Origin of the sequence: Kitasatospora sp. NBC_00374, assembly GCF_041434935.1 — a bacterium.
In the GTDB taxonomy this organism is placed as follows: domain Bacteria; phylum Actinomycetota; class Actinomycetes; order Streptomycetales; family Streptomycetaceae; genus Kitasatospora.
Genome location: NZ_CP107964.1, coordinates 7,712,542 through 7,738,093 on the forward strand (window position 1 = coordinate 7,712,542; position 25,552 = coordinate 7,738,093).

The 25,552-nt window shown below is 74.7% G+C and carries 26 protein-coding genes; 16 read left to right on the plus strand and 10 right to left on the minus strand.

The genetic code is table 11. The annotated features are described in order from the left end of the window. The first annotated feature begins 29 nt into the window (after window positions 1-29). The 6 genes from OG871_RS33565 (at window position 30) to OG871_RS33590 (ending at window position 8,255) form a co-directional block, all read left to right on the plus strand. A complete protein-coding gene (locus OG871_RS33565) occupies window positions 30-1,241 on the plus strand; it encodes an acyl-CoA dehydrogenase family protein (RefSeq protein ID WP_371501973.1) in 1,212 nt (403 codons plus the stop codon). Between the two features lie 135 nt (window positions 1,242-1,376). After that, window positions 1,377-2,963 carry an AMP-binding protein gene (locus OG871_RS33570; RefSeq protein ID WP_371501975.1) on the plus strand — a complete coding sequence of 529 codons (1,587 nt, stop codon included), beginning with the start codon at window positions 1,377-1,379 and terminating at the stop codon, window positions 2,961-2,963. 39 nt (window positions 2,964-3,002) lie between these two features. After that, window positions 3,003-3,620: a TetR/AcrR family transcriptional regulator gene (locus OG871_RS33575; RefSeq protein ID WP_371501976.1), complete on the plus strand. Its 618-nt coding sequence runs from the start codon at window positions 3,003-3,005 to the stop codon at window positions 3,618-3,620. A 250-nt stretch (window positions 3,621-3,870) separates the two neighbouring features. Then, complete coding sequence (locus tag OG871_RS33580; protein ID WP_371501977.1) at window positions 3,871-6,348, plus strand: SpoIIE family protein phosphatase; 2,478 nt, start codon at window positions 3,871-3,873, stop codon at window positions 6,346-6,348. A gap of 74 nt (window positions 6,349-6,422) precedes the next feature. After that, the gene (locus tag OG871_RS33585; RefSeq protein WP_371501978.1) at window positions 6,423-7,937 is read left to right on the plus strand and encodes an oxidoreductase; all 1,515 of its coding nucleotides are present in this window, start codon (window positions 6,423-6,425) and stop codon (window positions 7,935-7,937) included. Between the two features lie 60 nt (window positions 7,938-7,997). Then, on the plus strand, window positions 7,998-8,255 hold the full coding sequence (locus OG871_RS33590) for a hypothetical protein (RefSeq protein WP_371501980.1): 258 nt from the start codon (window positions 7,998-8,000) through the stop codon (window positions 8,253-8,255). Between the two features lie 17 nt (window positions 8,256-8,272). Here OG871_RS33590 and OG871_RS33595 read toward each other — a convergent pair whose 3' ends face one another. The 7 genes from OG871_RS33595 to OG871_RS33625 all read right to left on the minus strand — a co-directional run bounded on the left by OG871_RS33595 (window position 8,273) and on the right by OG871_RS33625 (window position 13,929). Next, a complete protein-coding gene (locus OG871_RS33595) occupies window positions 8,273-9,871 on the minus strand; it encodes an MFS transporter (protein ID WP_371501981.1) in 1,599 nt (532 codons plus the stop codon). Next, window positions 9,868-10,422: a TetR/AcrR family transcriptional regulator gene (locus tag OG871_RS33600; protein ID WP_371501982.1), complete on the minus strand. Its 555-nt coding sequence runs from the start codon at window positions 10,420-10,422 to the stop codon at window positions 9,868-9,870. Before OG871_RS33600 ends, OG871_RS33595 begins: the two co-directional genes overlap by 4 nt. Window positions 10,423-10,618: 196 nt before the next feature. After that, window positions 10,619-11,014, minus strand: coding sequence for a cell division protein SepF (locus tag OG871_RS33605; RefSeq protein ID WP_371501983.1), 396 nt, complete (start codon window positions 11,012-11,014; stop codon window positions 10,619-10,621). Window positions 11,015-11,283: 269 nt separating this feature from the next. Continuing rightward, a complete protein-coding gene (locus OG871_RS33610; RefSeq protein WP_371501984.1) occupies window positions 11,284-11,799 on the minus strand; it encodes a DinB family protein in 516 nt (171 codons plus the stop codon). A gap of 40 nt (window positions 11,800-11,839) precedes the next feature. Next, window positions 11,840-12,730: an NAD(P)H-binding protein gene (locus OG871_RS33615; RefSeq protein WP_371501986.1), complete on the minus strand. Its 891-nt coding sequence runs from the start codon at window positions 12,728-12,730 to the stop codon at window positions 11,840-11,842. Window positions 12,731-12,779: 49 nt separating this feature from the next. Beyond that, on the minus strand, window positions 12,780-13,319 hold the full coding sequence (locus OG871_RS33620; protein WP_371501987.1) for a hypothetical protein: 540 nt from the start codon (window positions 13,317-13,319) through the stop codon (window positions 12,780-12,782). Window positions 13,320-13,410: 91 nt separating this feature from the next. Continuing rightward, window positions 13,411-13,929 carry a MarR family winged helix-turn-helix transcriptional regulator gene (locus OG871_RS33625; RefSeq protein WP_371501988.1) on the minus strand — a complete coding sequence of 173 codons (519 nt, stop codon included), beginning with the start codon at window positions 13,927-13,929 and terminating at the stop codon, window positions 13,411-13,413. A gap of 141 nt (window positions 13,930-14,070) precedes the next feature. On the opposite strand from OG871_RS33625, the gene OG871_RS33630 reads away from it, so the two are divergent. Then, on the plus strand, window positions 14,071-14,418 hold the full coding sequence (locus OG871_RS33630; RefSeq protein ID WP_371501989.1) for a YrdB family protein: 348 nt from the start codon (window positions 14,071-14,073) through the stop codon (window positions 14,416-14,418). Here the strand turns inward: OG871_RS33630 and OG871_RS33635 are convergent. From OG871_RS33635 to OG871_RS33645, 3 genes are all read right to left on the minus strand, one after another. Then, window positions 14,408-15,082 carry a TVP38/TMEM64 family protein gene (locus OG871_RS33635; protein WP_371501990.1) on the minus strand — a complete coding sequence of 225 codons (675 nt, stop codon included), beginning with the start codon at window positions 15,080-15,082 and terminating at the stop codon, window positions 14,408-14,410. The genes OG871_RS33630 and OG871_RS33635 overlap by 11 nt on opposite strands. Window positions 15,083-15,091: 9 nt before the next feature. Continuing rightward, window positions 15,092-16,015 carry a deoxyribonuclease IV gene (locus tag OG871_RS33640; protein ID WP_371501992.1) on the minus strand — a complete coding sequence of 308 codons (924 nt, stop codon included), beginning with the start codon at window positions 16,013-16,015 and terminating at the stop codon, window positions 15,092-15,094. Between the two features lie 251 nt (window positions 16,016-16,266). Then, a complete protein-coding gene (locus tag OG871_RS33645; protein ID WP_371501994.1) occupies window positions 16,267-17,457 on the minus strand; it encodes an MFS transporter in 1,191 nt (396 codons plus the stop codon). Window positions 17,458-17,550: 93 nt separating this feature from the next. On the opposite strand from OG871_RS33645, the gene OG871_RS33650 reads away from it, so the two are divergent. The 9 genes from OG871_RS33650 (at window position 17,551) to OG871_RS33690 (ending at window position 25,497) form a co-directional block, all read left to right on the plus strand. Beyond that, window positions 17,551-18,747, plus strand: a complete 1,197-nt coding sequence (locus OG871_RS33650) for an ROK family protein (RefSeq protein WP_371501995.1) — start codon at window positions 17,551-17,553, stop codon at window positions 18,745-18,747. A gap of 131 nt (window positions 18,748-18,878) precedes the next feature. Next, window positions 18,879-19,295 (plus strand): molybdopterin-binding protein, encoded by a 417-nt coding sequence (locus OG871_RS33655; RefSeq protein WP_371501996.1) that lies wholly within the window; start codon window positions 18,879-18,881, stop codon window positions 19,293-19,295. Between the two features lie 48 nt (window positions 19,296-19,343). Continuing rightward, complete coding sequence (locus OG871_RS33660; RefSeq protein WP_371501997.1) at window positions 19,344-20,045, plus strand: glycerophosphodiester phosphodiesterase; 702 nt, start codon at window positions 19,344-19,346, stop codon at window positions 20,043-20,045. Then, complete coding sequence (locus tag OG871_RS33665; RefSeq protein WP_371501998.1) at window positions 20,042-21,145, plus strand: winged helix DNA-binding domain-containing protein; 1,104 nt, start codon at window positions 20,042-20,044, stop codon at window positions 21,143-21,145. The genes OG871_RS33660 and OG871_RS33665 overlap by 4 nt, the downstream gene beginning before the upstream one ends. A 167-nt stretch (window positions 21,146-21,312) precedes the next feature. Then, on the plus strand, window positions 21,313-22,425 hold the full coding sequence (locus OG871_RS33670; protein ID WP_371502000.1) for an AI-2E family transporter: 1,113 nt from the start codon (window positions 21,313-21,315) through the stop codon (window positions 22,423-22,425). Window positions 22,426-22,482: 57 nt separating this feature from the next. After that, window positions 22,483-23,022 (plus strand): GNAT family N-acetyltransferase, encoded by a 540-nt coding sequence (locus OG871_RS33675; RefSeq protein WP_371502002.1) that lies wholly within the window; start codon window positions 22,483-22,485, stop codon window positions 23,020-23,022. Next, window positions 23,006-23,578, plus strand: coding sequence for a flavoprotein (locus tag OG871_RS33680; protein WP_371502004.1), 573 nt, complete (start codon window positions 23,006-23,008; stop codon window positions 23,576-23,578). Before OG871_RS33675 ends, OG871_RS33680 begins: the two co-directional genes overlap by 17 nt. Window positions 23,579-23,689: 111 nt before the next feature. Beyond that, window positions 23,690-24,649, plus strand: a complete 960-nt coding sequence (locus tag OG871_RS33685) for an alpha/beta hydrolase (protein WP_371502005.1) — start codon at window positions 23,690-23,692, stop codon at window positions 24,647-24,649. A 62-nt stretch (window positions 24,650-24,711) separates the two neighbouring features. Continuing rightward, complete coding sequence (locus OG871_RS33690; RefSeq protein WP_371503494.1) at window positions 24,712-25,497, plus strand: spermidine synthase; 786 nt, start codon at window positions 24,712-24,714, stop codon at window positions 25,495-25,497. Window positions 25,498-25,552: the final 55 nt, after the last annotated feature.

Here is a 25,552-nt window from a genome sequence, read left to right on the forward strand (position 1 = left end):
ACCACCACCCTCCGCCCGGAAGGACCACCATGTCCGCACCGCGCACCACCACCGAAGCCGCCGACACCACCGACGCCACCGAGAACCCCCTGATCGAGTCCGCCGAACGGCGCGCCCTGCGCCAGGCCGTCGGCGACCTCGCCCGCCGCTACGGCCCCAGCTACTTCCAGGCCAAGGCCCGGGCCGGCGAGCCCGCCGACGAGGTCTGGGCCGAGGCCGGCAAGCTCGGCTACCTCGGCGTCAACCTGCCCACCGAGTACGGCGGCGGTGGCGCGGGGATCGCCGAACTCGCCATCGTGCTGGAGGAGATGGGCACGGCCGGCTGTCCGCTGCTGATGATGATCGTCTCCCCGGCGATCTGCGGCACCGTGATCGCCCGCTTCGGCACCGACGAGCAGAAGCAGCGCTGGCTGCCCGGCCTCGCCGACGGCACCCGCCGGATGGCCTTCGGCATCACCGAGCCCGACGCCGGGTCGAACTCGCACCGGATCAGCACGATCGCCCGCCGGGACGGCGACGGCTGGGTGCTGAGCGGCCGCAAGGTGTTCATCTCCGGTGTCGACCGGGCGGACGCGGTGCTCTTCGTCGGCCGCACCGAGGACGCCCGCACCGGACGGCTCAAGCCCGCCCTGTTCGTCGTCCCGCGCGACACCCCGGGCTTCGAGTACACGGCCATCCCGATGGAGCTGGTCACCCCCGAGAAGCAGTTCCAGGTCTTCCTGGACGACGTCCGGCTCCCCGCCGACGCCCTGGTCGGGGACGAGGACGCCGGTCTGCTCCAGCTGTTCGCCGGGCTGAACCCCGAACGCATCATGACCGCGGCCTTCTCGCTCGGCGTCGCCCGCCAGGCCCTGCACACCGCGGTCGAGTACGCCAAGTCCCGTACCGTCTGGGACACCCCGATCGGCGCGCACCAGGGCATCGCCCACCCGCTGGCCCAGTGCACCATCGAGGTCGAGCTGGCCCGGCTGATGATGATGAAGGCCGCACACCTCTACGACGCGGGTGACGACCCTGGCGCCGGCGAGGCCGCCAACATGGCCAAGTACGCGGCGGGCGAGGCCGCCTGCCGCGCCGTCGACCAGGCGGTGCAGACCCTGGGCGGCAACGGCCTCACCCAGGAGTATGGTCTGGGCGCGCTGCTCACCGCCACCCGGGTCGGCCGGGTCGCGCCGGTCAGCCGGGAGATGATCCTCAACTACGTCGCCCAGCACACCCTGGGGCTGCCCCGGTCGTACTGAGCGGGCGCGGTGGGGCGGGCCCGGGCGGGGCAGTGTTCCTTGGTCGCACGGGTCGCGATCGGCACGCACCCTGTCCGCGGCCGCCCGCAGCCGCCACTCTTGAGGCTGCACCCGACCGGTCAGGAGACCAGCAGCATGGCATTTCGCAGTGACTACCCGGACATCGACCCGATCGACCTGCCCATCCACGAGGCGGTGCTGGGCGGAGCCGCGGCGTACGCCGACATACCGGCCCTGGTCGACGGGATCACCGGGCAGTCGATCAGCTACGCTGAGCTGGACGCCGCCACCCGCCGCACCGCCGCCGGGCTCGCCGAGGCGGGTGTGCGCAAGGGCGACGTGGTGGCGCTGTACAGCCCCAACACCATCGTGTACCCGGTCGCCTTCTACGGTGCCACCCGGGCCGGCGCGACCGTCACCACCGTCAGCTCGATGACCACCGCGCACGAACTGGCCGGCCAGCTGCGGGACAGCCGGGCCCGCTGGATCATCACCGTCTCGCCGTTCCTCCCGGTGGCCACCGAGGCGGCCGCCGCACTCGCGGCGGAGGGCACCCCGATCGCGGAGATCCTGGTCTGCGACACGGCCCCGGGCCACCGCTCGCTGGCCGACCTGGCCGCCACCACGGCGCCCGAGCCGACCCCGCTGATCGACCCGGCCGAGGACGTCGCCGCGCTCCCGTACTCCAGCGGCACCACCGGCCTGCCCAAGGGGGTGATGCTGACCCACCGGTCGATCGCCTCCAACATGGCCCAGGTCGACCCCGTCCACTCGACCGGGCCCGGGGAGCGGATCCTCGCCGTCCTCCCGTTCTTCCACATCTACGGGCTCTCCGCGCTGCTCAACCACCCGCTGCGCTGCGGCTCCACGGTGGTGGTGCTGCCCCGCTTCGACCTGGAGCAGTTCCTGCGCACCATCCAGGAGCAGCGGATCGAGGGCGTGTTCGTCGCGCCGCCGATCGCCCTGGCCCTGGCCAAGCATCCGCTGGTGGACAGCTTCGACCTCTCCTCGCTGAAGTTCGTGCTCTGTTCGGCCGCCCCGCTGGACGCCGACCTGGCCGCCGCCTGTGCCCGCCGCCTCGGCCTGCCCAACATCCGCCAGGGCTACGGCATGACCGAGCTCTCCCCGGTCACCAACGTGCTGCCGCTGGCCGACACCGGCGCCCCGCGTGACACGGTCGGGCGGCTGGTGGCCAGCACCGAGCTGCGGGTGGTGGCCCTGGACGGCTCCGGCAAGGACCTCGGCCCGGGCGAGGACGGCGAACTGGTCTTCCGCGGACCTCAGGTGATGAAGGGCTACTTCGGCCGCCAGTCCGAGACCGACGCCATGATCGACGAGGACGGCTGGCTGCACACCGGCGACATCGGCCACGTCGACGCGGACGGCTACCTCTTCGTGGTCGACCGGGTCAAGGAGCTCATCAAGTACAAGGGCTACCAGGTCGCCCCCGCCGAGCTGGAGGCGCTGCTGCTGACCCACCCGGAGATCGCCGACGCGGCCGTGATCGGCGTCATCGGCGAGGACGGCGAGGAGCGCCCCAGGGCGTACGTGGTGCGGGCGCCCGGCAGCGCACTGACGGAGCAGCAGGTGACGGAGTTCGTCGCGGCCCAGGTCGCCCCGTACAAGAAGGTGCGGTCGGTGCAGTTCATCCCGGCCGTGCCGAAGTCGGTGGCCGGCAAGATCCTCCGCAGGGAGCTGCGCGCCCTGTCCCGGCAGGTCTGACAGTATCGGGCGGACACCGGCCCCCATCGGAAAGCAGCCATGAACGCCACCCATGCCGCCTCCCGCACCCCCCAGCAGACCCGGAGCCGCGCCACCCGGCGCCGGCTGCTGGAGGCGGCCGTGGAGTGCCTGGCCGAGCTCGGGTGGAACGGCAGCACCGTCACCGTGGTCGCCGAACGGGCCGGGGTGACCCGGGGCGCCGCCCAGCACCACTTCCCGACCAGGGAGGACCTCTTCACGGCGGCCGTCGAGCACGTGGCGGCCGAGCGGCTGGCGGCGGTGCGCGCCCACAGCGGACAGCTGCCGCCGGCCGGGCCGGCCAGGACCGAGGCGGTGGCCGAGATGATCGTCCGCCTCTACACCGGTCCGCTGTTCCGGGCGGCCTTGCACCTGTGGGTGGCCGCCGCCACCGAGGAGCCGCTGCGGGAGCGGATCGTCGCCCTGGAGAACCAGGTGGGCCGGGAGGCCCACCTGGCGGCGGTGGAGTTCCTCGGCGCCGACGAGAGCGTGCCCGGGGTCCGCGAGACCGTCCAGGCCACCCTCGACCTGGCCCGCGGCCTGGGGCTGGCCAATCTGCTCACCGACGACGGCCCGCGCCGGGCCGGGATCGTCCGGCAGTGGGCCCGGATGCTCGACACGGTGCTCACCGGCGGCTGAGCCCACCGGCGACCGGCCCCGGAGGCCGCCGGAGCCCCTGGTACATCCGTCTGGCGCGGATGAGCGGGGCTCCCACGCCGACGCCCGGGATCGCCGTGCCGGGCGCCCCGGCGCCGTACCCCGCGATGTCGATCGATCCAATTGCCCGTGTGAGCTGACTAGCCGTCCGGGCGGACGCCGTGCAGTCTGGTGGAAAGCCGGGTTGCCCGGGCTCCGAGCGGGAAGGTACCTGGCAGGTGACCACCTGATCATGCACGGATTCGAGCGGAGCGCGCCGGACGGCGCCGGCCGGGGCGCGGCAGGCGCCGCCTCGGCGCGCCTGGCCGGCCACCGGCTCGTGCCGCTGGCCACGGTACTGCTCCAGGACGACGGCCGGATCCTGCACTGGAGCCAGGAGGCCGAGGCGCTCCTGGGCTACCCCGCCGCCCAGGCGATCGGCTCCTACGCCGCTCAGCTGCTGCTCGGCGACTCGGAGCGGCCCAAGGTGCTCGGCCTGTTCCGGCAGATCATGTCCGGCCGCGGCTGGTCGGGCAGCTACCCGGTCCGGCACCGCGACGGTCACCTGGTGGAGCTGGAGTTCCACACCTACCCGCTCGGCGGCCCGGACGGCCGGCCCCTGCTGCTCGCCACCGCCTCCGACCTCAACGTGCTGCGCGAGGTCGAGGCCGACCTGGCGGTGCTCGACGGCTTCTTCACCCAGTCGCCGATCGGGCTGGCGGTCTACGACACCGACCTGCGCTACGTCCGGCTGAACAACGCGCTCGCGCGGATCAACGGCCTGCCCGTCGAGGACCACCTCGGGCGGCGGATCAGCGCGGTACTGCCGGGTATCAACAGCAGCGAGATCGAGGCGGTGATGCGCCAGGTCCTGCTGACCGGCAGACCGGTGGTGGACGCCCGCTCGCACGGCCAGACCCCCGGCGACCCGCGGCGCGACCGGGCGTGGTCCGCGTCCTACTTCCGGCTGGAGGACTCCACCGGCCGGGTGCTCGGCGTCAGCTCCTCGATCATCGACGTGACCGAGCGCTTCCAGGCCGAGGCCCGGGCCTCCCGCGCCCAGGAGCGGCTCACCATGCTGGCGGCCGCCACCGCCCGGATCGGCACCACCCTCGACCTGCAGCGCACCGCCGAGGAGCTGATCGAGGCGGTCGTCCCGCGGTTCGCCGACTTCGCCACCGTCGACCTGCTGGAGTCCGTGCTCGGCGGTGAGGAGCCCGGCCCGCTGCGCCAGGACAGCTCGGTCCAGGTCCGGGCCGTCGCCGTCGGCGAGGCCTTCGGCTCGGGCCTCACCCAGGCCGCGGACGCGGTCGGCCTGGTCTCCCGGTACGACGCCAAGCGGATGTACGCCCGGACGCTGTTCAGCGGCCGGCCGCTGCTCAGGGCGCACGTGGACGAGGAGACGCTGAGCGGCCTGGTGCCCTCGCCCGACCGGGTCCGGCCCGCCATGGCGGCCGGCATCCACTCGTACCTGCTGGTGCCGGTGATCGCCCGCGGCATGGTGCTCGGCGGCGCCGAGTTCGTCCGGACCCGCAACCCCGACGCGTTCACCGCCGCCGACGTCGCGCTCGCCGAGGAACTGGTCGCCCGCACGGCGCTGGCCATCGACAACGCCCGGCTCTACCGCCGCGAGCGGGAGACCGCGCTGACGCTGCAGCGCAGCCTGCTGCCGCAGGAGATCCACCGCACCCTCGGCCTGGAGATCGCCCACCGTTACCTGCCCAGCAGCGTGGTGAGCGAGGTCGGCGGCGACTGGTTCGACGTGGTGCCGCTGTCCAGCGGGCGGGTCGCCCTGGTGGTCGGCGACGTCATGGGACACGGCATCAGGGCCGCCGCCACGATGGGCCAACTGCGGACCGTCGCCAGGACACTGGCCACCCTCGACCTGGCACCCGAGCAGGTCCTCACCCGGCTGGACGAGACCGCCATGGGCATCGGCGAGGGCCAGTTCGCCACCTGCGTCTGCGCGGTCTACGACCCGGTCGAGCGCACCTGCACCATCGCCTCCGCGGGCCACCTGCCGCCGGTGGCCGTCGCGCCCGACGGCTCCGCCCGCACCCTGGACGTGCCCCCGGGCGTCCCGCTCGGCGTCGGCGGGGTGGCCTTCAGCGCGGTCGAGTTCACCCTGCCGCAGGGCGGACTGATCGCCCTGTACACCGACGGCCTGGTCGAGAAGCGCGGCCGGGACTTGGACGAGGGCATCGGCCTGCTCTCACGCACCCTCGCGGTGCGCGGCCGCACCCTGGAGGAGAGCTGCGACGCCGCGCTCGCCGCCCTGGTCGCCGACGGCACCGACGACGACATCGCCATGATCATGGCGCGGGTGCTCCCGGTGCCCTCCGACCGGATCGCCACCCTCCCGCTCGCCGGCGACGGGCCGCTGCCCGGCCGGGCCCGCCGCTTCACCCGCGCCACCCTGGCGGCCTGGGGCCTGTCCGCCGTCAGCGACTACGCCGAACTGATGGTGAGCGAGCTGGTGACCAACGCCATGCTGCACGCCGACGCGCCGCGCCGGCTGCGGCTGTTCCGCGACCGCTACCTCACCCTGGAGGTCTCCGACGCCGGACGGCAGTCGCCCCGGATGCGCAGTTCGGCGGAGGAGGACGAGGGCGGCCGCGGCATGCACCTGGTCAGCGAACTCGCCCACCGCTGGGGCACCCGTCAGACCCGGAACGGCAAGGTGGTCTGGGCCGAGATCGACCTCGGCCACCGCGGCGACCTGCAGCTCTGACCCCGACCGCACCCGCTCCGGCGAGGCCGGGTTCGCTAGGGTGCATCCGGTCGGGGCGGAACGGGGGAGGCGCGGTGCTGGCGTACGACGAACTGACCGGGGCCGAGCGGCAGGTGTGGGACGCGTTCCCGACCGGTGCCGCGGTGGACCTGAGCGAGGGGCGGGCGGAGCGGGACGACCCGGCCGGCGGCGCCGGATGGGGGCCGCCGCGCACCGTCCGGGCCGAGGTGCTCTCGGCACTGCTGCTCGGTGCACACACCGCCGCTCCCGGCTCGGTGGCCGCGCTGCGGCTGACCGGCGCCCGGATCACCGGCCGGCTCGACCTCGCGGGCGCCCGGACGGAGCACGAACTGGCGCTGAGCGGCTGCCACTTCGAGCAGCAGGTGAACCTCAGGGGAGCCGCGATGCGCTCGACCGCACTGGTCGGCTGCCGCATACCCGGCCTGGACGGCTGGCTGCTCAACCTGGACGGCAACCTGTTCTTCGAGGGCTCGGTCATCGACGGCCGCCTCACCCTCACCCGGGCCCACATCACCGGCGAACTCCGCCTCAGCGGCGTCCGGTTGACCGCTGCCGAACTCGTCGACACCACCGACCCCGACGAGGCCCGCGCCCCCGGCGTCTGGGCGCTGTGGGCCGGTGGCATGGTCCTGGACGGGGGCTGCTTCGCCCGCAAGGGCTTCACCTCCCGCGGCGGACTGCGGCTGGTGGGCGCCCAGTTCAACGGCGGGCTGTTCATGGAGGGCGCCCGGATCGACAACCCGGGCGGCGACGCCCTGAGCGGCGACGACCTGAGCGCGAGCTCCATGGTGCTCGCCGACGGCTTCACCGCCAACGGCGCGATCCGGCTGCCCGGGGCCACCGTCCGCAGCCGGCTCTCGTTGGCCGGCGCCGTCCTCGGGGGCACCGAAGTGGCCCTGGAGGCCGGCCGGTTGCACGTCGGCGAGCTGCGGCTCACCCCGGTCGCGACTCCCCTCGGCACCGTTGACCTGCGGGAGGCCCAGCTCTCCGTCCTCCACGACGACGAACGCAGCTGGCCCGGGGACACCCGCCTGGACGGCCTCACCTACACCTCCCTGCAGAGCGCCACCCCCGCCTCGCCGGCCCGCCGGCTGGCCTGGCTCGCCGCGCTGCCGAGCTACGCGCCGCAGCCGTACGAGCAACTGGCCGCCTGGTACCGCCGGTCCGGCGAGGACGACGCCGCCCGCCGGGTCCTGCTCGCCAAGCAGCGCCGCCGCCGGCGGACCCTGCACCCGGTCGGCCGCGCCTGGGGCCGCCTGCTCGACGTGACGGTCGGGTACGGCTACCGCCCCTGGCTGGCCGGTGTCTGGCTGCTCGCCCTGACGGCCCTGGGCTGCGCCGTTTTCAGCACCGCCGACCCCACCCCCGCGTCCGCCGAGGGCGGGGCGCCGTTCAACCGGCTGATCTACACCCTCGACCTGCTGCTCCCGATCGGCGGCTTCGGCCAGCGCACCGCCTGGTACTGGACGGGCCCGCAGGAGTGGTTCGGCTACGGGCTGGTCGCGGCCGGCTGGGTGCTCACCACGGCCCTGCTGGCGGGGGTCAGCCGCTCGCTCAACCGGCAGTGACCCCGGCCGTCCGGGGGCACCGGACGGCCGGGGCCGCTGCCCGGCGACCGTCGCCCGATCGTGTCCGTCGCGGATGGTGCCGCGGCCGCCGCCCGGGGGCATGCTGCTGCGGGGGTGGCGATGGACGGGGACGTCGAGGAGGACCGGGACGGCCGCGCCGAGCGTTCGGGCGCCCGGATCTCCGCGCTGGTGGTCGGCCTGATCGCGGTCGGGACGGTGGTCGGCGGAGCCGTGGCGCTGGGTCTGTTCGGGGTGATGGCCGGCCTGGGTTTCGTCCGCGATCTGGTGGCGGACGTCGTCCACCGACCGCGGCCGTAGGGCGCGCCGGCCCGGTGTCAGGCGCTGAGGCGGTCCGCCGCGGGTTCCACGGTGCCCGGGACGCCCGAGCCGTACGGACCGGTCGGGCCGCCCGGGCCGGGCTTCCGGCCGCGGACGCGCAGCAGGTACCAGGACAGCCCCGCGGACAGCAGCAGCAGGCCGGCGGCCAGCCAGGCGGCGAGGTTCATGCCCTGGACGAAGGCGTCCTTGGCACTGGTGAGCAGCTGGTCGCCGAGCGGCTGCGGGAGCGAGCCGGCGGCCTCCACCGCGCCGCCGATGGACTCGCCGGCCCGGGCCACCGCGGCCGGATCCGTCCCCGCGGGAACGGCCAGCGCCCCGGTGTAGATCGCGGTGAGCACCGAGCCGACCAGCGCGATGCCGAGCGCGGTGCCCAGCTCGTACGCCGTCTCGGAGACGGCCGAGGCGGCGCCGGACCGGTCGGCGGGGGCGGCGCCGAGCACGAGGTCGGAGGCGAGCGTGTAGACCACGCCCTCGGCGGTGCCGACCACCAGGAAGGAGACGCCGAGCAGCAGGTACGTGGTGTCCTCGTGGACCCAGCCGAGCAGGCCGATGCCCGCGCCCATGGCGAGCAGGCCGGCCGTCAGGGTGGCCCGGCTGCCGGTGCGCCGGGCCACCTGCGCCGTCAGCAGGCCGCCGACGACGGCGCCGACGAAGGCGGGCATCTCGGCGACGCCGGCCTCCAGCGGGCTGTAGCCGCGGACCAGCTGCAGGTACTGCGACATGAAGAAGATCACACCGGAGAGCCCGATCAGCGCGGTCAGCGAGGCGACCACGGCCGCGGTGAACCGCGAGTCGGCGAACAGCCGGACGTCCAGCAGCGGGGTCTCCAGCCGGAGCTGGCGGCGGACGAAGGCGGTCAGCGCGGTGACGCCGACGGCGAAGGTGACCGGCACCGCCCAGGTGTCGAGTCCGTGCGCGGCCGCCTCCTTGACGGCGTAGACCGCGCTGATCACACCGACCATGGAGAGCAGCACGCTGAGCACGTCCCAGCGGCCCGGCTCGGGGTCCTTGGACTCCGGCAGCAGCCAGGAGCCGAACACCAGCAGCAGGGCGAGCACCGGCAGGTTGAGCAGGAAGACCGAGCCCCACCAGAAGTGTTCCAGCAGCACGCCACCGACCAGCGGGCCGAGGGCGGCGCCGGCGGTCGCGCCGGCACCCCAGATGCCGATCGCGGTGGCCCGCTCCCGGGCGTCCGGGAACAGCGTGCGGATCAGCGAGAGGGTGGACGGCATGATGGTGGCGCCGGCCACGCCGAGCAGGGCACGGGCGAGGATCAGCCAGCCGGGGCCGGGGGCGTACGCGGCGAGCAGCGAGGCGGCGCCGAAGCCGGTGGAGCCGATCAGCAGGAGCTTCTTGCGGCCGATCCGGTCGCTGAGCGCGCCCATGCTGACCAGCAGGCCGGCCAGGACGAAGGAGTAGCTGTCACCGATCCAGAGCAGCTGGGTGCCGCTGGGGTCGAGGGTCTCGCTGATGGAGGGGATGGCCAGGGACAGGACGGTCGCGTCGACCGCGACCAGGGTGACGGCGAGCACGAGCACGCCGAGACCGGCCCAGCGCCGCCGGGCGACCGCAGGGAGGTGGGGCTTGCCGGTCATGAGTTATCAGGTCTCCTGAGAGCGCCGCCGAGGAAGAGCTCGGCGAGCGAGTGGGCACTGTCGCGGGGGGCCAGGCGTCCGTCCTGGACGGCCCAGCCCACGCCCGCGACGAGGTCGAAGAAGGCTTCGCTCAGCCAGCCGGCCGAGAGCTCGATCCGGAAGACGCCCTCCTGCTGGCCGCGCAGGAAGAGGGCGCGGACGCGGGCGTCCTGGAGCTCCCAGAGCTCGTTGATCTCCGGGTCGTCGTAGAGCTGGTTCTCGCCGGCGAGGAAGGCACAGAGCGCGGCGTCCGGCACCAGCGCGTCGATCAGTCGTCTGAGCGCGGCCTGGGCGTCGCCCTCCTCGACCCGGGCGGTGTCGAGCGCGTCGGCGAACCTGCGCAGGCCGAGGGCGCCGACCTCGCGGATCAGGGCCTCCCGGCCCGGGAAGATCCGGTGCAGGGTGGCGCGGCTGATGCCGGCGGCCCGGGCGATCTCGTCCAGGTGGGCGGTCGGGCGGCGGGAGAGCACGCCGACGGCGGCTTCGAGGACGGAGTCACGATCGGTGGCCATGAGCCGAGTGTAGAGCATCTGAGACATCAATGTCTCACGAGATTCAATGGCGACTCATCTGAGAGCCGTCCGGGGGTGGTGGGGCTGTGAGCGGACAGCAGGAAACCGGGGTCGGCGTGGTGCCGCCCCCGGTTTCGGAAGATCGGAAGTCGTGGCCGGGAGGAGCTCCGACCCGGCCGGTCGGCTCTGGCTCCGGTCAGCTCTGGTTGTAGAAGCCGGTCTCGTCGAGCGGCCGGTCGATCACGGTGACCTCGACGTCGGCGGGGGTGAGCAGGAAGACCCGGCGGGCGATCCGCTCGATCCCGCCCCGGGTGCCGAAGATCAGTCCGGAGGCGAAGTCGACCATGCGCTTGGCCTCCGCCTCGCTCATCTCGGTGAGGTCCATGACGACCGGCACCGAGGCCCGGATGTGCTCACCGACGGTGCGGGCGGACTCGAAGCCGGTCGGCCGCAGGGAGACGATCTTCGCGGGCGCGGGCGCCACGTTCTGAAGGGTCTCCTCGCCGTCCCACGGCTCCTCGTACACCGCAGCCGAGTAGTTTCCGGAGGGCATCAGCCACCCGTTGTGGTGCTCGTCGCGAAGTGCTCCCATGCCGCGCCTCCCTGTCCCGTCCCGTACGTGTCCCCCGGGTTTCCGCGTCTTCTTGACACGTCATCCACTTGTTGGAACTGTCCGAGTATCGCATTGATCACCGGTCTGGTGCCCGCTCGCGACCGCCGGACGAGTTGTGGCGAGCGGGAAATCCGTGATTGTCCGGATGATCCATTCGACGCCCCAGGTCCGGTGCTGGTTGCGCGCGTAGACCATATCGGTGTGCGTCAGGCCGTGGTTGACTGCCTGTCAACAATCGTGTAACGGGTTCACTCGCCGGTGGCGCCGTCGACCCGCTCGCGGATCAGATCGGCGTGCCCGTTGTGCCGCGCGTACTCCTCGATCATGTGGACGAGGATCCAGCGGAGCGTCACCTCCTCGCCCCGGCGCAGCGACTTGCCCACCGTCTCCAGCGGGAGACCGGCCGCCGCCCGGCGGGCCAGTTCGACCTGGGCCCGCCAGGCGGCGAAGTCCGCCGCCACGTCCGCCGTGTCCACACCGTCGAAGTCGCCGTCCGGCTCCGCCTCGCTCCAGTACAGGCCGCTGCCGCCGAGGTCGGTGCCGGCCAGGATGCCCTGGAACCACTGGCGCTCGACCTCGGCCATGTGTCGCACCAGGCCGAGCAGCGAGAGGGTGGACGGCTCGACCGAGCGCGCGCGCAGCTGATCGTCGGTCAGGCCCTCGCACTTCACGGCGAGGGTGGCGCGGTGGTAGTCGAGCCAGGAGTGGAGCATGGTGCTCTCGTCGGCGGCGAACGGGGGGTCGATGCGGGGAGTCGTCGTCATGGCCGCCATGATGCTCGACCGGTGCGGAGGCGGCCAGTAGTTATCCGCGGGCCGGCGCCGCCCCGGGCTCCCGGGGCGAACCCTCGTGGAAGTGGCCGAGGTGCTCGCGCAGGAAGGCCTCCAGGCTGCGCGGAGGCCGGCCCAGCACCCGTGCGACGGTGTCGTCGGGCCGCTCGGGCCGGGCGGCCGCCAGTCGCTGGATCTCCACCACGTGGTCGGCGAGCCAGCCGGGCATCCGCGCCTGCTCGACCAGGTGCCGGCGGAACGCGTCGGCGGGCAGGTCGGCGTAGTGGATCCGGCGCTCCAGCAGGCTGCCCAGCAGGTGGACGAGCTGGGGGTGGTTGTAGGCCCGGTCGCCGGTCAGCGGGTATATCCGCCCGGCGAGCTCGGGACGGGTCAGGACCGCGGCGGCGACGTCGGCGATGTCACGGCAGTCGACGTAGTTGCGGGCGGCGTCGCCCAGGGTGCCGTGCACGACGTCCCGCGCGGCGATCCCCGGTGCGAGCAGGAGCAGCTTCTGCATGAAGGCGTACGGCCGCAGCAGGGTGTGCGCGAGGCCGTGGGCCCGCAGGCGTTCCTCGATCGCGTGGTGCCCGCGCGAGACGGCGACGGGGGAGTCCGGACCGACCGCCGGGGCGGAGAGTTTGACGACGTGTCCGATGCCGCTCGCGGCCGCGGCCTCGACCGCCCGGATCTCCAACTCGACCTGGAACGGACTGTTGGCCATGGTCAGGAACAGCTGGTCGGCACCCTCGAACGCGGCCCGCAGGGATGCCGGGTCCGCGGCGTCGGCCGCCCGCACCTCGACGGGGGCGGCGGGGTCGAGCCGGGCCCGGAGCCGGTCGGGGTCGCGGCTCAGCGCCCGGGCCGGTACGCCCAGCTCGGTGAGGCGGTGCAGCAGTGCGCTGCCGGTGGCTCCGGTGGCTCCCATGACGACGATCATCGGTGGTTCCTCTCAGGGGGGTGTGGCGGACGGTGGGTCAGGACGCGCTGTGCGGGCCGCCGTCCGGCTCGCGGTGCAGGACGCGCCAGCGCCAGCTGACGATGGCGGCGGCGAGGGCGGCCGAGACCGGGAGGTCCATGGGCAGGCGGTCGAGCACGGGGGTGAGGTGTACGCCGGTCCGGCCGTCGAGGCCGGTGGTGGTGAGGTGGGCGGCCAGGGCGGCGACGGCGGCGGCGGCCAGGGCGGCGCCCCCGGCGAGCAGCGCTTTCGGCGCTCTGGCCGGCCATCGCCGGCGGGTGCGGCCGCGCTGGAGCCAGCCGCCGGTCAGGGCGGCGGCCAGGGCCGAGCCGCCGGCGATGGAGGTGCCGGCGGCGATGGCCAGGCCGGTCTGCCCGGTGATCAGGCCACCCGCGCCGGCGCTGAGCGCCGGGGCGGCGTACGCGACCAGTACCTCGCGCCCGAGTGCGAAGCGCTTGGGGGCGGTGCCGGCCCGGTCGGTCGGGCCGCCGCGTCGCTTTCCCATGGTGTCCTCGATTTCCGCCCGGGCGTGCTGCTCGGGGCCTGCGATTGAGTGCATGTGATTAGGTGCCTAACTATATGGGCGCGCGAAGGCCCCGCCCGGCGTGCGGGGCCGTGGGCCCGCACGGGGCCCGCGGCCGTGGCTGCGGCTACGGCTCGGTCAGTGCGGTGATGCCCCGCGTGACGCGGGCGAGCAGATCCAGGAAGACGGTGCGCTCCTCGGTACTGAGCTCACCGACCATCGCCTGCAGTCGGCCGAAGTGGTCGGGGGCCAGGTCGCGCAGCTTCTGCGCGCCCCGGGCGGTCAGCACCACCTCGGCCGAGCGCCCGTCCTCGGCCGACGGGCGCCGTACCACCAGCCCGTCCCGTGCGAGGGCGTCGACCAGGCCGGTCACCGTGGCGCGGGACACGCCGAGGCCGGCGGCCAGGCGCGAGGGGGACTTCTCCCCGCCGCTGTCCTCCAGCTCGGCCAGCAGCCGGTAGCGTCCCGTGGACAGGCCGTACCGTGCGAAGTGCGCCTCGCTCGCCTGGCCCAGCCGGGCACCGGCCGCCATCAGCCGGACGGCGACCAGGACGGACTGCGGGTCCGCGTCGAGGCCGTAGTGCCGGATCTGGCGCCGGGCCTGGTCCAGTGTCGGCGCGTCCTCGCCCGGTGCGTCCTCGTTCATGAGAAGTAATATGGCACCTAATCAATTGCTCCGTCAAGGCCGATCCGTCGAACCGGGGCCGATCGGCGGCGGGTCTCGCCTAGGATGTGCCGCGTTTCGGCCGTGGCGGCCGGGGACGGGGGCACGTCCGTGCGCAAGGCGATGACCGGAGCCAACCTGGCGCTCCGCTTCCTGCTGGAGATCTGCGCGCTGGTCGCGCTGGGGATCGGCGGCTACCGGGTGGACGCGCCGCTCGCGGTGCGGGTCCTGCTGGCGGTGGCTCTGCCCCTCGCGGCGGCGCTGCTCTGGGGCCGCTACGCCTCGCCGCGGGCGACCGTGAAGTCCCCGCCCGCCTGGTACCTGACCCAGCTGCTGGTGTTCGGCGGGGCCGTGGCCGCGCTCGCGCTCGGCGGGTACCCGGCGTGGGCGACCATGCTGGGCGCCGTGACGGTGGTCAACACCGCGATCCTGCGGGTGCTCGGGGAGTGGCACCCGTCGATCACGCGGTAGCGTCCGCAGGCCGCGCGGCCCGGGCCGCGGCGCGCGCCCGCCACAGGGTCACCACGCTGATCGCGCACATCAGCACGATCACCGCGGCGGAGATCAGGAAGGCCGGCGAGGTCGGCGAACCCGCACTCGCACCCGCCACCACGTACGCGGCGGTGCCCGGGGCCACGCCGAGCAGCGTGGCCCAGGTGTACGGCCAGAACCGCACCCCGGACAGCGCGCACCCGTAGTTCGCCGCCTGGAACGGCAGCCCGGGAACGATCCGCATCAGCAGGACGCTGCGGAACCCCTGCTCGGTGAGCCGCTGGTCCAGCGCGGTCAGCCACCTCGTGCGGATCAGCGGGCGGATCGCGTCCCGGCCCAGCGCGCGGCCGAGCCAGAAGGCCAGGACCGCGCCCAGCGTGGTGGCCACGACGGCCAGCGCCAGCCCCTGGACCATCCCGAGCAGCAGCCCGGCGGCCGCGTTCAGCGCAGGCTTGGGGACGAACGCCAGGGTGCCCACGGCGTACACCACCGTGGCGATCGGCAGCCGCCAGGGCCCGCCGGCCCGGGACAGCACCGCGGCCGGGTCCCAGAGCAGCAGGGAGCAGGCCAGCGCGGCCAGGACGGCCAGCAGCAGTGCGAGGCGCAGCCAGGCGGAGCGGGTGATCGGCGGGAGTTTGGGCACGGGGCGAGCCTAACCAGCGGCCTGCGGCAGGGGTGCACGCAGGTCCTTCAGCCGGGCGATGTCCGCGGCATGCCGGACCCCCTCCACCCGGTCCGGGTCGTGCCGCCCGTCCGGTGTCTCGATGATCAGCGGCACGCCGGCCGTCGCGGGATGTGCCATCAGCTCCCGGAACGGCTCCGCACCGATGTGCCCGGCGCCGATGTTCTCGTGCCGGTCCTTGCGGGCGCCCGCGACGTCCTTGGAGTCATTGGCGTGGATGAGCCGCAGCCGCCCCGGGCCGGCGGCCGCCACCAGCTCGTCCAGCATCGCGGCGACCCCGCCCGGCTCGGCCAGGTCGTGCCCGGCCGCGAAGGCGTGGCAGGTGTCCAGGCAGACGCCGACCCTCGGGTGGTGCTCCAGCGCCTCGACGTACTCGGCCAGGTCGCCCATCCGCGAGCAGAGCGAGCTGCCCTGCCCGGCGGTCGGCTCCAGCAGCAGCCACGGTGCGTCCGGGCCGAGGCCGTCCAGCTCGTCCAGCAGGGGCAGCACGTCCGCGCGCAGCTGCGCCAGCGCCCCGGTGCGCCCGTCCGCGCAGAGCGCCGAGCCGGTGTGGACCACCACGCCCAGCGCGCCGATCGCGTGCCCCCGCAGCAGCGAGTGGCGCAGCGATCCGACCGACTGCTCCCGGGTCGCGGCCAAGCCCGAGCCGAAGTTGATCAGGTACGGCGCATGCACGTACGCCGGGACGCCCCGCTCCGCACAGGCCGCCCGGAACGCCTCGTCCTGTGCCGGATTCCCGGCCGGCGTCGCCCACCCCCGCGGGTTGGCGACGAACACCTGCACCGCCTCGGCACCGACCTTCTCCGCGTACGCCAGCCCCGTCCCGACCAGCCCGCGCCCGGCGACCGGGACGTGGGCGCCGACGGGGTTGCGGTGCGCGGCTGCGGTAGTCATCGGGGGAGCATCGCACGAGGGCGGCCGGGGAGGTGAATCGGCCCGGGATGCGGCCGAACGGAGACGGCGACCCGCTGGGACCCGGTACGTCGGCGTTCAGACGGCTGCCCTCGGCACCTGGGCGATGAGGCCGCGCAGGGTCTCGGCGAGGTCGGGGACCGGGACCACCGCGCCGCCGAAGAGCCCGGCTCGACGGCCCGTGGGCCCAGCGTAGGGGTGGGGAGGGCCGGGTCAGGCCGATTCGGGCGGTCTCAGGCCGCCGGTTCCAGCCCCGGGGTGCGCTCGCGCTCGGCCGTCGTGTGCTGCCGCAGGGCGTGTGCGCCCGGCACCAGCGCGGCGACCAGGACGGTGACCACGGCGAAGGACGCGGTCAGCGAACTGGCCTGGGCGATGCCGCCGACGATCGCCGGGGCGACCAGCCCGGAGGTGTACGTGATGGTGGCGACGCCGGCGATGGACTGACTGGGATTGGTGCCGGCCCGGCCGGCCGCCGCGAAGGCGAGCGGGACGACGACCGCGATGCCGATGCCGATCAGGGCGAATCCGGGGATGGCGAGGTACGGGGTGCCGGCGGCGACCACGAGCAGACCGCCGAGAGCGGCGGTGGCGCCGCCGAGGCGGACGGTGCGGACCGGCCCGAACCGCCGGACCACCGCGTCGCCGGCCAGCCGTGCGGCGGCCATGGTGGCGGCGAAGGCCGAGTAGCAGGCCGCGGCGGTGCCGGCCGAGGAGCCGGTGACGTCCCGCAGGTAGACGCCGCTCCAGTCCATCGCGGCGCCCTCGGCGAAGACCGCGCAGAAGCCGACCAGGCCGATCGCCAGGGCGGCCCGGGGCGGCAGCGCGAACCGGGGAGGCGCCTCCTCGTCGGCGGCCGGCCGCACGTCCAGCAGGCCGGCGCAGACCGCCTGCGCCAGCAGGGCCAGGATCACCGCGGTCACCGCGAACTGGAGCCTGGCGTCGGTCTGCCGGTGGGCCGCGAGGACGCCGAACCCGGAGGCGACCAGTCCGCCCACGCTCCACATGCCGTGCAGTCCGGACATCACGGACCGGCCGAGCCGCTCCTCCACCTCCACGCCCTGGGCGTTCATCGCGACGTCGGCCATTCCGGCGGTCGCCCCGTACAGGAACAGGGCCAGGCACAGGGCCGGCAGGTTGGGGGAGAGCGCGGGCACGACGAGGCACAGGCACCAGAGCGTCAGCAGACCGCGCACCGCGGCCCGGCCGCCGTAGCGGTGCACCAGCCGCCCGGCCAGCGGCATGGCGAGCGAGGCGCCGATGGCGGGCATGACCAGGGCCAGGCCGAGCCGGCCCGGGCTGAGCCCCAGGTGGTCCTGGATCCACGGGATACGGGTGACGAAGGTGCCGGTCACGGCGCCGTGCACGGCGAACACCAGGGCCACGCTGACCCTGGCCCGTTCCACGTCCTTCAACTTCTGTCCCATGTGATGGGCCCTCCCCGTGCCGGTGGTGCTGCGGACGTTCGATAAATTATCAGGAAGGGATCCTGATAGAAACCTCTGGAAGGATGCAGCTTCATGACCATCGCGCGTACGGCCACCCCGAGCACCGCCCGCGCCATCAACGACCGGCTGGCCCTCGACCTCCTCCTGGAGCGGGGGCCGCTGACCGCGTCCGAGCTGCGCAGCCTCACCGGTCTCTCCCGGCCCACCGTCGCCGACCTGCTGGAACGCCTCCAACGGGCCGGACTCGTGGCACCGGCGGGGGAGAGCGCCCAACTGCGTCGCGGGCCCAACGCCCGGCTGTACGCGCTGGCCGCCGACCGCGCCCACCTGGCGGCCATCGACATCCGCTCCACCGGCGTCACCCTGGTCGTCGCCGACCTGACCGGCCGCACCCTCGCCACCGCCGAGATACCCGCCGGGCCGGACGACCAGGACCTGGCCGGCCGCACCGTACGGGCCCTGCTCGACGCGGCCGCCGAGGCCGGCGCCGACCGGCTGCACACCGTGGCCGTCGGCGCCCCCGGCCTGGTCGACCCGGCCACCGGCGAGCTCAACAACTCCGGCCAACTCCCGCGCTGGCACACCGACCTGCTCGCGGCCCTGCGCTCCAGCACGGGCGTCGAGGCGCTGGAGCGCGCCGAGGTGATCCTGGAGAACGAGGTCAACCTGGCCGGCATCGCCGAGCACCGGCTCGGCGCCGCCGTCGGCCGGGACACCTTCGCGCTGCTCTGGCTCGGCCACGGCGTCGGCGCGGCGGTCGTCCTGGACGGACGGCTGCGCCGCGGTGCCTCCGGCGGCACCGGGGAGATCGGCTTCCTGCCGGTGCCGGGCACGGCGGTGCTGCCGAGCGCCACCGGCTGCGAGGGCGGCTTCCACTCGCTGGTCGGCAGCGCGGCGGTGTGCGCGCTGGCCGAACGCCACGGGCTCGTGGTCGAGCCCGGCGCCGGGCCGGTCCAGCAGGCCGAGCTGGTGCTGCGACAGGCGGTGACGGCCGGCGCCGGCGCCTTCCTGGAGGAGCTCGCCGAACGGATCGCCATCGGCGCGGCCGCGATCTGCGTGGTGCTCGACCCGGGCTGCGTCGTGCTCGGCGGCGAGCTCGGCCGGGCGGGCGGCGCCGAGCTCGCGGAGCTGGTGGAGCGGCGGCTGGCCGCACTCTCGCCGTTCCGCACCGAGGTACGGGCCGGCACGGCCGGCGGCGGTGCGGTACTGGCGGGCGCGGTGCTCACGGCGGGCGACGCGGCCAGGCGGGACCTGTTCGGGGGCGAGTGAGCCTCCGGCCCGGGCCGAAGGGCACCCGAAGGGGTCGCTGACCGCCCGTGAGGTGACGGCACGTCGCCCGGGCCGCCCCCGGTAGGGCAGGATGGCGGCGACACCGTCCGACCACCGCCAGGAGCACTCCCATGGCCCAGCCCCACCGGCCGGTCCACCCGTACCGCATCGGCGAGGCCGCTTCGATGCTCGGCGTCAGCGCGGACACCATGCGCCGCTGGGTGGACGCGGGCCGCGTCGCCGCCGAGCGGGACGAGCACGGGCACCGCATCATCCCCGGCGCCCAGCTCGCCGCCTTCGCCCGCGAACTGGCCAAGCCGGAGAACGCGGTCGCCGAGGGCCGGCCGTCCTCCGCCCGCAACCGCTTCCCCGGCATCGTCACGGACGTGGTGCTCGGTGACGTCGCGGCCCAGGTGGAGATCCAGGCCGGCCCGTTCCGGGTGGTCTCCCTGATCAGCCGGGACTCCGCCGAGGAGCTCGGCCTGGTACCGGGTGCCCCGGCGACCGCGGTGATCAAGTCGACCAACGTCGTGATCGAACGCGGCTGACCCCGAGCCCGAAGCCAGGCCGACCCGCGACCGAGAGAGGTCCCGTCCATGAGCCGCGTGCTCGCCGTCGCCCACCGCGGCGATCCCTACCGCCACCGCGAGAACACCCTCCCCTCCGTGGTCCAGGCCTTCGCGGCCGGAGCCGACGCGGTCGAGGTGGACGTCCGGCTCACCCGTGACGGCGTGCCGGTCCTGCTGCACGACGCGACCCTGGAGCGGCTCTGGGGCGACCCGCGCCCGATCGACCGGGTCACCCTGGACCAACTCGCCGACCTCGGCAGCCCGGGCCTGCGGGTGCCGACCCTCGCCGAGGCCGTCAAGGCCACCGCCGAGACCCCCGCCGCCCGGCTGCTGATCGACCTGGATACCCCGGGCCCGGTCGCGGCCACCGTGGAGGCCGTCGCCGCCCTGGGCGCCGAGGACCGGGTGGCCTACTGCGGCCCGGCCACCGCGATGCTGGCCGTCCGCGAGCTCGCCCCCGCCGCCGAGCTCGCCCTCACCTGGAAGCAGCCCCGCCTGCCCGTCCGCGCCCTGCTGGACGACCTGCGGCCGCACTCCATCAACCCGCCCTTCGGCCTGGTCGACGCCGGGTTCACCGCGGCGGCGCACGACGCCGGCCTGGCCGTCTCCACCTGGACGGTCGACCTGCGCCGCACCATGGTCCGGATGCTGCGGGCCCGTGTCGACTCGGTCACCACCAACCGGATCGCGCTGCTGCGCTCGGTCCTCGACCGCGCCGCCGCCCGGTGACCGCGTCGCAGACGCTGCCCGAGCTCGGTGCCCAGGCCCTCGGGCGGGCCCTGCTGGCCCGCCAGCACCTGCTGGAGCGCACGGCCCACGACCCCCTCGCGATGGTCCGGCACCTGGGCGGACTCCAGGCCCAGGCCGTCCCCGAGCCGCCCTACCTCGGCCTGCTGTCCCGGATCGAGGGCTTCCGCCCCGAGCAGCTGACCACCCTGATCGAAGGCCGCCGGGTGGTCCGGATCGCCCTCCAGCGCGGCACCATCCACCTGGTCACGGCCGAGGACTGCCTGACCCTGCGCCCGTTGCTCCAGCCGATGCTGGACCGCGGTCTCGCCTCCAACTGGGGCAAGCGGCTGCCCGGGGTGGACCTCGACCGGGTCGCGTCGCGGGCCAGGACCCTGGTCGAGGCCGAGCCGCTGACCTTCCAGCACCTCGGCCCGCTGCTGGCCGAGCGGTTCCCGGCCGGCGACCCGGCCGCGCTCGCCCAGGCCGCCCGCTGCCGGCTGCCGCTCGTCCAGGTGCCGCCGCGCGGCCTGTGGGGCCGCAGCGGGCCCGCCGCGCACACCACCGCCGAGCACTGGCTCGGCCGGCCGCTCGCCGCCGACCCCTCGCCGGACGAGCTGGTGCTGCGCTACCTCGCGGCCTTCGGCCCGGCCACCGCGGCGGACGCCCAGAAGTGGTGCGGGCTCACCGGCCTCGGCGCCGTCCTCAAACGTCTGGCCCCGCAGCTGCTGCTGTTCCGGGACGCCCACGGCCGCACCCTGTACGACCTGCCGCAGGCCCCCCGTCCCGACCCGTCGGCGCCCGCCCCGGTCCGGCTGCTCGCCCCGTTCGACAACCTGCTGCTCTCGCACGCCGACCGCACCAGGGTGCTCCCGGAGGAGTACCGGCCCCGGGTCATGACCCAGAACGGCATCGTGCTCGGCTCGGTCCTGGTCGACGGCCTGGTCGCCGGAGTCTGGCGGATCGAGGACGGCGTCCTGCGGGTGCGGGCCTTCGGCCGGCTCGGCCGGTCGGACCTGGCCGGGATCGAAGGCGAGGGCGCCCGGGTCCTGGCCTTCGGCGGCGACACCGGCGGCCGGGTGGCCGTCGACCGGGAGGCCTGAGCGCGGGGCGGGCGGCGCCGGCGGCCGTGGGCCGCGCCGACCTCCCGTCAGGCCCCGTGCGGCGCTGCCGTGCCGGCGGACGCGCCGGGAGTCCGCCCTGCGGACGGTTCAGCAGATCGTCTGCTGAGATGGTCGGGTCAGGAGCGGCCGGCCAGGCGGAGGTGGGAATGTCGGCGGAGCCCACGCCACCGGGCGCGGACGCCGGGCGGCCCGGCGGGCGCCGACCCTCCGAATCGCTTCCGCCCTCCGTCCGGACGGCCGCCGCCTGGTCCGTCGCGGTGATCCTCTTCATCACCGTCGCCGCGCTGGTCGTCTACGCCTTCGTCGCGCTGCGCGCCGCCACCATCCCGATGATCGTCGCGCTGCTCGGCACCGCGCTGCTGCAGCCCGTGATGCCGTGGCTGGTGGCGCACGGACTGCGCCGCGGACTCGCCGCCGGCCTGACCTGTGTCGTCCTGGTGGCGGGGGTCTGCAGCGTGCTGGCCGTCCTCACCAACTCCCTGGTGCACAGCGCCCCGCAGATCGCCGACTCGCTGCGGCAGGCCGGCGACCGGCTCGCCACCTGGCTGGGGCCCGCCGGCGACCGGCTCCAGCAGGCGCTCTCCGACTCCGCGACCTCCGGCAGCTCGGCCGGCAGTTCGCTGGTCGGCGCCCTGGCCGGCGGCGTGCTCTCCGGCCTCGGCATCGCCGTGCAACTCGTCACCGGCGGCGTCCTCGCCCTCGCCCTGGTGTTCTTCTTCCTCCGCGACGGGCACCGCAGCGCCGACCTCGTCCGCTCGGTGCTGTCCGCCGACCACGCCGAGACCGTCGTCGCCTGCGGACAGCAGGCCTTCACGGCGATGGCCGGCTACATGCGCGGCACCACCGTGATCGCCCTGATCGACGCGGTGTTCATCACCATTGGCCTGCTGATCCTCGGTGTCCCCGGCGCCGCCGGCCTGGGCGCCCTGGTCTTCCTCGGCGCCTTCGTGCCGTTCATCGGCGCCTTCCTCTCCGGCACCGTCGCCGTCCTGGTGGCGCTGGCCCAGGGCGGGCTCAGCATCGCGCTGTGGACCCTGGGCGTCGTCCTCGCGGTCCAGATGGTCGAGGGCAACGTCCTGCAACCCCTGATCCAGAGCCGCACCGTCGAACTGCACCCCGCGACCATCATGTTCGCGGTGGTCGCCGGCGCCGGGATCGCCGGCATCATCGGCGCCCTGATCGCCGTGCCGATCTGCGCCGCGGGCCTCGGCGTCGTCGCCGTCCTGCGCGGCCGCCCGCTGGGCCGACCGGCCCCCTGACGCCGCCCACCCGGAATCCTGTTGCGACGCCTCGGCGAACTCCGGTAGCACTGACGCATGATGACCGGCGACAAGATCGCACTGCGGGCCCGCACCGAGGCGGACGTCCCCACCCTGCACACCGAGCTGTACGAGGACGTCCTCGGGCGCTCCCGCGGCGACTCCCGGCCCTGGCGGCCGATCCCCGCCCAGCACTCGCCGTTCGCCCCCGGCAAGCCCGACGACGACGACGGCGCCGCCGTCTTCTCCGCGGTCGAACTCGCCACCGGCGAACTCGCCGGCGAAGCGATCCTCTGGGGCATCGACCCGCACAACCGCACCGGCCACATCGGCCTCGCCCTGCGCCCGTCCTTCCGCGGCCGCGGCCTGGGCACCGACATCGTCCGCACGCTCTGCGAGTACGGCTTCGCCGTGCGCGGCCTGCAGCGGCTGGGCATCGAGACCCTCGCCGACAACGAGGCCATGCGCGGCGCCGCCCTGCGGGCCGGCTTCACCCAGGAGGGCCAACTGCGGCGCTCCGCGTGGGTCCACGGCTCCTTCCTGGACGAGGTGATCTTCGGCCGGCTGGCCGAGGAGTGGCATGCCGGGCGGAGCTGACCCGGTGCCCGGCCGGGCGGCCGCACCGTTCCTGTACGTGGTGGTCTGCGCCGCCGGGGTGGCCGGCGGCGTCGGCGAGCTGATCACCGCCGCCCGGGACGACGGCTGGCGGGTCGGCGTGGTGGCCACCCCCACCGCCCTCGGCTTCTTCGACCGGCCCGCGATCGAGGAGCTGACCGGCCACCCGGTCCGCTCCGCCCTGCGCACCCCGGGCGAGCCGAAGCCGCTGCCCCCGGCGGACGCGATCGCCGTCGCGCCCGCCACCTTCAACACCGTCAACAAGTGGGCCGCCGGCATCAGCGACACCCTCGCCCTCGGCATCCTCTGCGAGGCCCTGGGGCTGGGCACCCCCACCGCCGTCCAGCCCTGCCTGAACGCCGCCCAGGCCGCCCACCCCGCCTACCCCGCCAGCCTGGCCGTCCTGCGCTCCACCGGCGTCCTGATCGGCGGTCAGCCACCGGTGGGCGGCACCGAGATCGGCGGCCGCACCGCCTTCGACTGGACCGAACCGCTCGCCCTGCTGCGCCCCACGCTCCTGGCCCACCGGGCCGGCTGACCGGCACCGCCGAAGCCCGGAGGCGAACCGGGCGGTAGGGTCGGGGAAAGTCACGGCGCCGCAGGCACGGACCTGCGGCGCGGCACGGATCAGAGGGGCGCTGACCAGAGCATGGAGTTTCGGACGGACATCCTCGGCGAGCCCTACGAGGCCGCCGTCCTCCCGCTGCGCCCCGACGAGGAGGGCGACGTCAGCGCCACCCTGGTCCGCCGCCTGGTGCCCGGCGCCGAGCGGGCCGTGCTCTACGTCCACGGCTACGTGGACTACTTCTTCCAGACCCACCTGGCCGACCACTTCACCGCCGCGGGCTACTCCTTCTACGCCCTCGACCTGCGCAAGTACGGACGCTCGCTGCGGACCCACCAGTCGCCCAACTTCGTCCGCGACCTGACCGCCTACGACGAGGAGCTGGACGAGGCCGTCCGGATCATCCGCGAGGTCGACGGCCACACCCGGCTGCTCGTCAACGGCCACTCCACCGGCGGACTGATCACCGCGCTGTGGGCCGACCGCCGCTCCGCGCGCGGCCTGGTCGACGCGCTCTTCCTCAACAGCCCGTTCCTGTCGATGCCCGCCGCGCCCGCCGTGCGCGCGCTCGGCGCCCCCGCCGTGGAGGCGATGGGACGGCTCGCCGGCACCCGCAAGCTCCCCTCCACGCTCAACCCGCACTACGTGCACAGCCTGCACCGCGACCACCGCGGCGACTGGGACTTCGACCTCACCCTCAAGCCCGCCGAGGGCTTCCCGCTCTACGCCGGCTGGCTCGCGGCGATCCAGCGCGGCCACCGCATCGTCCGGCGAGGCCTGGGCATCGAGTGCCCGATCCTGCTGATGGCCTCCACCGCGAGCACCAGCACCACCCGGTGGGACCCGGCCCTGCACCGCACCGACGCCGTCCTGCGCGCCGACGACATCGCCGCGCTCGGCCCCCGGCTCGGGCGCAGCGTCACCGTGGTCCGGATCGACGGCGGCATGCACGACCTGGTGCTCTCCGGCGAGCAGGTCAGGAACCGCGTCTTCACCGAGCTCGACCGCTGGCTGACCGCCTACCTCCCGGCGGACGGCGCGTGAGCACACCCGGCGAGGAGCCGCGCCCGGTCGAGCGGCCGGTCGACCTCGGCACCGCCAGACTGATGCCCGACCTCGACCGGGAGAGCGGCTGGCTGCTCACCCTCGACGGGACCCCGCAGTCCTACGTCGACCTCGCCGACCCGACCCACCTCGAATTCGAGTACGTGCAGCGGCTCGCCCACCTGGCCGACACCCTCGCGCCCGCCGGGCAGCCGCTGACCGCCCTGCACCTCGGCGGCGGCGCCCTCACCCTGCCCCGCTACCTGGCCGCCACCCGGCCCGGCTCCCGGCAGCGGGTCGTCGAGGTGGACGGCCGGCTGGTCGAGTTCGTCGCCGACCGGCTGCCCTGGCCCGACGGCATCGAGGTCACCGTGGGCGACGCCCGCGCCGCCCTCGCCGACACCCCCGCCGCCTCGGCGGACCTGCTGGTCGCCGACGTCTTCCACGGCTCGCGCACCCCCGCCCACCTCACCACCGTCGAGTTCCTCGCCCTGGCAGCCGCCGCGCTGCGCCCCGGCGGCTGCTACGCCGCCAACCTCGCCGACGGTCCGCCGCTGGCCTTCGCCAGGGCCCAGGCGGCCACCCTGCGCCAGGCCTTCCCGTACACCTGCCTGGTCGCCGAGCCCTCGGTCCTGCGCGGGCGCCGGTACGGGAACATCCTGCTGGTCGGCTCCACGGCACCCCTGCCGGTCCGGGAGCTCAGCCGCCGGCTGGCCGCCGACCCGTTCCCCGCCCGGCTCGCCGACGAGGACGAGCTCGCCGCGCTGGCCGGCCGCACCCGGCCCGTCACCGACGACGGCGCCGAGGACTCGCCGCCGCCCCCGGACGGCGCGTTCAGCGTGGGCTGATCGCCTGGGCTGCCGAGCGGGTGGCCTGATGTCACAATGCCGGAGTACCGGACGG

Bases quoted from the DNA above. Each gene is read 5' to 3' on its own strand.
- OG871_RS33565 (WP_371501973.1), top strand. From the start codon at position 30: ATGTCCGCACCGCGCACCACCACCGAAGCCGCCGACACCACCGACGCC.
- OG871_RS33570 (WP_371501975.1), top strand. From the start codon at position 1,377: ATGGCATTTCGCAGTGACTACCCGGACATCGACCCGATCGACCTGCCC.
- OG871_RS33575 (WP_371501976.1), top strand. From the start codon at position 3,003: ATGAACGCCACCCATGCCGCCTCCCGCACCCCCCAGCAGACCCGGAGC.
- OG871_RS33580 (WP_371501977.1), top strand. From the start codon at position 3,871: ATGCACGGATTCGAGCGGAGCGCGCCGGACGGCGCCGGCCGGGGCGCG.
- OG871_RS33595 (WP_371501981.1), bottom strand. From the start codon at position 9,871: ATGACCGGCAAGCCCCACCTCCCTGCGGTCGCCCGGCGGCGCTGGGCC.
- OG871_RS33600 (WP_371501982.1), bottom strand. From the start codon at position 10,422: ATGGCCACCGATCGTGACTCCGTCCTCGAAGCCGCCGTCGGCGTGCTC.
- OG871_RS33605 (WP_371501983.1), bottom strand. From the start codon at position 11,014: ATGGGAGCACTTCGCGACGAGCACCACAACGGGTGGCTGATGCCCTCC.
- OG871_RS33610 (WP_371501984.1), bottom strand. From the start codon at position 11,799: ATGACGACGACTCCCCGCATCGACCCCCCGTTCGCCGCCGACGAGAGC.
- OG871_RS33615 (WP_371501986.1), bottom strand. From the start codon at position 12,730: ATGGGAGCCACCGGAGCCACCGGCAGCGCACTGCTGCACCGCCTCACC.
- OG871_RS33620 (WP_371501987.1), bottom strand. From the start codon at position 13,319: ATGCACTCAATCGCAGGCCCCGAGCAGCACGCCCGGGCGGAAATCGAG.
- OG871_RS33625 (WP_371501988.1), bottom strand. From the start codon at position 13,929: ATGAACGAGGACGCACCGGGCGAGGACGCGCCGACACTGGACCAGGCC.
- OG871_RS33630 (WP_371501989.1), top strand. From the start codon at position 14,071: ATGACCGGAGCCAACCTGGCGCTCCGCTTCCTGCTGGAGATCTGCGCG.
- OG871_RS33640 (WP_371501992.1), bottom strand. From the start codon at position 16,015: ATGACTACCGCAGCCGCGCACCGCAACCCCGTCGGCGCCCACGTCCCG.
- OG871_RS33645 (WP_371501994.1), bottom strand. From the start codon at position 17,457: ATGGGACAGAAGTTGAAGGACGTGGAACGGGCCAGGGTCAGCGTGGCC.
- OG871_RS33650 (WP_371501995.1), top strand. From the start codon at position 17,551: ATGACCATCGCGCGTACGGCCACCCCGAGCACCGCCCGCGCCATCAAC.
- OG871_RS33655 (WP_371501996.1), top strand. From the start codon at position 18,879: ATGGCCCAGCCCCACCGGCCGGTCCACCCGTACCGCATCGGCGAGGCC.
- OG871_RS33660 (WP_371501997.1), top strand. From the start codon at position 19,344: ATGAGCCGCGTGCTCGCCGTCGCCCACCGCGGCGATCCCTACCGCCAC.
- OG871_RS33670 (WP_371502000.1), top strand. From the start codon at position 21,313: ATGTCGGCGGAGCCCACGCCACCGGGCGCGGACGCCGGGCGGCCCGGC.
- OG871_RS33675 (WP_371502002.1), top strand. From the start codon at position 22,483: ATGATGACCGGCGACAAGATCGCACTGCGGGCCCGCACCGAGGCGGAC.
- OG871_RS33680 (WP_371502004.1), top strand. From the start codon at position 23,006: ATGCCGGGCGGAGCTGACCCGGTGCCCGGCCGGGCGGCCGCACCGTTC.
- OG871_RS33685 (WP_371502005.1), top strand. From the start codon at position 23,690: ATGGAGTTTCGGACGGACATCCTCGGCGAGCCCTACGAGGCCGCCGTC.
- OG871_RS33690 (WP_371503494.1), top strand. From the start codon at position 24,712: ATGCCCGACCTCGACCGGGAGAGCGGCTGGCTGCTCACCCTCGACGGG.